General features: G+C 57.1%; 3 protein-coding genes. All 3 read right to left on the reverse strand.

Annotated features, from left to right (window positions below; all coding sequences use genetic code 11):
- Window positions 1–30: 30 nt before the first annotated feature.
- From ABJ076_RS09315 to ABJ076_RS09325, 3 genes are read right to left on the reverse strand one after another with little or no spacing between them, the layout of a single operon-like run.
- Window positions 31–390 carry a hypothetical protein gene (locus ABJ076_RS09315; RefSeq protein WP_348054124.1) on the reverse strand — a complete coding sequence of 120 codons (360 nt, stop codon included), beginning with the start codon at window positions 388–390 and terminating at the stop codon, window positions 31–33.
- 5 nt (window positions 391–395) lie between these two features.
- Complete coding sequence (locus tag ABJ076_RS09320; RefSeq protein WP_348054126.1) at window positions 396–2,882, reverse strand: N-6 DNA methylase; 2,487 nt, start codon at window positions 2,880–2,882, stop codon at window positions 396–398.
- Window positions 2,879–3,436: a hypothetical protein gene (locus ABJ076_RS09325; protein ID WP_348054128.1), complete on the reverse strand. Its 558-nt coding sequence runs from the start codon at window positions 3,434–3,436 to the stop codon at window positions 2,879–2,881. The genes ABJ076_RS09320 and ABJ076_RS09325 overlap by 4 nt, the downstream gene beginning before the upstream one ends.
- Between the last annotated feature and the right edge of the window lie 289 nt (window positions 3,437–3,725).

Here is a 3,725-nt window from a genome sequence, read left to right on the forward strand (position 1 = left end):
TTACAAAATCCCGGTGGCGAAGCCAGCCCGTCACCGTGAAGAAAGCCGGAAAACTCCAGCCACCGGCGCTCCAAAGTTCGGTCTCAGAGCAAAAGCCGGAAAACTCCAGCCACCGGCGCTCCAAAGTTCGGTCTCAGAGCAGTGCGTGATGTCGAGAACCGCATACGCCCTCGCCTGAACGAGCATGGCGTCCAGCGTCGTCAGATTTCCTTTTCCAAGCAGCGCTGCCAGGTTTGTTCCGAAGCCAAGCTCCGCCAAGGCGACCGCAGAGACGAACCGAGGACTGTCTGTCGGTAGCGCGGCCAATGACTGGCTTTTGGCAACGTGATGCAGATGGTTCGGATCAAGATAAATGGACAAGACCGTTGTGTCGAGGAGATATGCGTCCATCTCGATTACGCCACATAATCGCGGAGCAAGTCGATCTCACTTTGGGGTAGCGGCTGGAATACCTTCTTGACCCAGTCACCCCCGGCGTTGAAACGTCCGGACAGCCGTTCCGCCAAACTCAAGCCAGGAATTGGATAGCTATCATTCCAGTGCTTCCACGCATGCGCGACGGGACGGTCAAACCCTTCAAAATAGGCTAGGAGCTGCCGCTCTAGCTTTAGTGGCAGATCGTAGGCCCTCATGATTTCAGCATCGATCTGCGCGAGCTGCCCGGCTAAGTCGTCATCGGTGTGATCGAAGATCGAGGCGGCGTTTACTCTTGTGATGTACTCTTCAGCGAGTTCCGCGAGCTTTGTAGGGAGTAAGGCAGGAATTGGAATGTCTCGGACGACTGACACCCGGAACCGGTCTTTTGGAGAATTCATAGCGAGGAAGGCATTCGCAATCGGCCCGTTGAGAACGGCTGAGAGCGCATACAGTTGACTGTTGGTAAGCGGCTCGACAGGCCAGAGGCCGAAAAATTGTTGCGAACAGAGAACGCCTTCGAGATCAACGAAAGCACCAATGCACCAAGCGCCACGGCTCAGGCGCGTTGCACTAGCGATCAGCTTAGGCTTCGACCAGTCATGGTCGAAAGCCCGACGAATGTGGTCTTCCCGGAAGTCCAACCACATCGGCTTGGGCAGCTTATATTGCTGAAGGTGGCGGGCGTTGGCAAAGCCTAGCTCGTATCCAGGTTTCGGGTTCTCGCTACGCCCCTGATCTTGGTCATACCATTGCAGGCCCAGGCTTGGCTTCAGGAGGGTTCCAAGCCGTGGACCATCTCGCAGATAGTCCCAGAGGGCGTTGAGTGGAGGAATCCAGAGGCACCCGTCAGGCTTTTCGGCAACATCTCGGATGAGGTCACGATGTACCGTTGTCTGACCGGTCTTGAGGAAAGCCGAACGGTCCCTTTCTGCCACCTCCGTAGACCGCAAGGAGATGGACACGGCCGGAGCGAGCCGCAGGTCACGGGCGATGACTGCGGCCGTTTCGACATCTGATGCGCCGAAGATGCCATCAGGAAGTTTGAGTACCTCCACTGAGCTATACAGACTTTCGATCCGTCGCCGTTGCTCTGCGAACTGTCGTTCCAGGATAAATGAGCGCGGCAGGACAAAACCTAAAGCGAGAGGCTTAGCGTCCAATGCTGCGCTCAGCGCTGCAATGGCCTTCGAATGCGTCGTCCCCGCAATTTCATACCGGGCCTTTTCCGCTTCGGTGAACGCTTCGAAGGGGGGGTTGCATAGGATCACGTTATTAGCGCTGATCCGGTCTGCGAGCGTGGTGCCGGCCAACAGGTCAGCTTCTTTGACATGCCAGCCGTTATGATTGGGGTAGTCGGCCAGGATAAGGGAAAGCGTGGCGACTTCGCATGCGAATGCGTCGACCTCATCCCCGGAAATGTGCTTGATCAAAAAGTCATGACGCTGCTGGTCCGACCATTCAACCGGAAGCAAGTCGCGCAAGTGGCGCAAAGCTGAAACGAGGAAAACGCCGGCACCAGCGAAAGGCTCGTAGATCTTTAGATCTTCGGGCTTGTGATTGTGGAGTTGAAGCTTCTGAACGACATACTCGGCAACCTGCCGCGGTGTACTATGTGTGCCGAAAACCTTGCGGGTCTCGGGTGTGATGAGTGTGTTCTCGTAAACGAATGCCAGGTCATCCGATGAGATATTGGAGAAGCTGATTCCGGCCCGCAAATGGCGCCATGCCGCATCAAAAACAACAGGCAACTCGTTCGCCCAGCGGCCCTCGATATGTCCCAGCGAGTAATAGGTCTCAATTCCTGCGAGGACCGACGAAAGGTCATCGGCGCTCCACGCGGCCGCGTAGGGATGGCAACGGTCTTCCAGAACCTTGGCAGCGAGAAGCCGGAAGACGACACGGAAAAGCGTGCGCGCATCCAGTGGTTCACCTTCAGATGCCTTTCGCGACAGTTCGAGCGTCTCGACGAGGAGACGGCTCAGTTTGATGTGAATTTCACCCTCGATCGCAGGTAGCAGGCCCAAATCAACGAAGTCGAGCTGGTAACCATCTTCGGAGGGGCCAACCGACTTTGCGCGATGGATTGCGTCTGGATGCCAAGTCGCACGGTGGCGCTTGAACAGCTCTTCGATACCCGCGAGTTCGACGGTTTCGATCGCGCGTGGGGGAACCTTGCTTCTAACTTCCCATACCGTGACGTCATCTTGATTGACGACGAACAGCAGGGGAGCGCCCAGAGCGCGATGCTGACTGACCACCTCGATCGCTTTGCGCCCCTCGCCGTGCACGACCGCTAGCGCTGCGGACCGGTAAGAGGGGGGCGTGCGGGTAAAGGCTGCAAGTTGAACGGTTCGAGTGGGATTGTTCTCGGCCAGGACGTCAGCGAAAGAGTAATCTATGACGATAGCTTCGGAACGATATCCGGTGTCGCGAGCCGCTTTGGCGATATGATCGATTGCGTTCACGGCCGACCTCCACGAGAGACGACAGCGTGGGAAATTTCGACCGGCGGGAAGCGCAGAGAAGGCTGCTCATCTTCGCTACCAGCGGCCAGCAATTGCTCGCGAAGCTGAGAGATCACCGGTGCTAACGGAATCACAATAGAGGGTTTGTCAGTCGGCGTTTCCGTCAATTCGCTGCGAAGCAGCAGCGCGGCGTTCGGCAAATCAATGATCAGCTTAGAGCGCTCCAGCACCGGCCAGGGCGACCGATTACAGAGATCGAACAAAGCCTCCCCGATCGGCGTCAGCGCACCCACTCGAATTCCCATATCCAGTGTGAGGAGCCTGATAACGGCCAGAGCGACAAGGTCCCCAGATCTGAAGCAGGGGCTATGACCACGCGCGCGGCGCAGCGGCCCCAGCGCCTTTTTCCAATGCCGATAAGTTTCCGGCGCGATAGACACAGCGCTTCGCAATTGGCCTGGGGTATAGAGTACTGTCACGAAGTCGAATACCATCTTGTTGCTAGCAACAAGATAAACTAGATCATTTTCCGCGGCAAGGCCGGCGACCTGCAATTGGCCGCTAGGTCGTCGATTTTCATGAGCCTTCTGGGCCGGTGCCTCCTGCCAGATTGCAGTGAGCTATTTGCCGGGCGGAGCGCGTTGCATCTGCGCAGTTGTAAAGGAAGGTGCAGCCGCATCGGCAATTCACAAGGCCGGCGGCACTAGAGCAGATTCGACTTAATCCGGGTCATATCCGGCTGCCTCGAAATAGTGCCGGCATTCCTCGGCGGTGAAGGCGGAGAGGCAATCGGCGACAACTGACCACAATTCGTCAACGGTTCTCGCGGCGGCCTTTCTGAGC

This window comes from Nisaea sp., from assembly GCF_039990255.1.
Lineage (GTDB): Bacteria > Pseudomonadota > Alphaproteobacteria > Thalassobaculales > Thalassobaculaceae > Nisaea.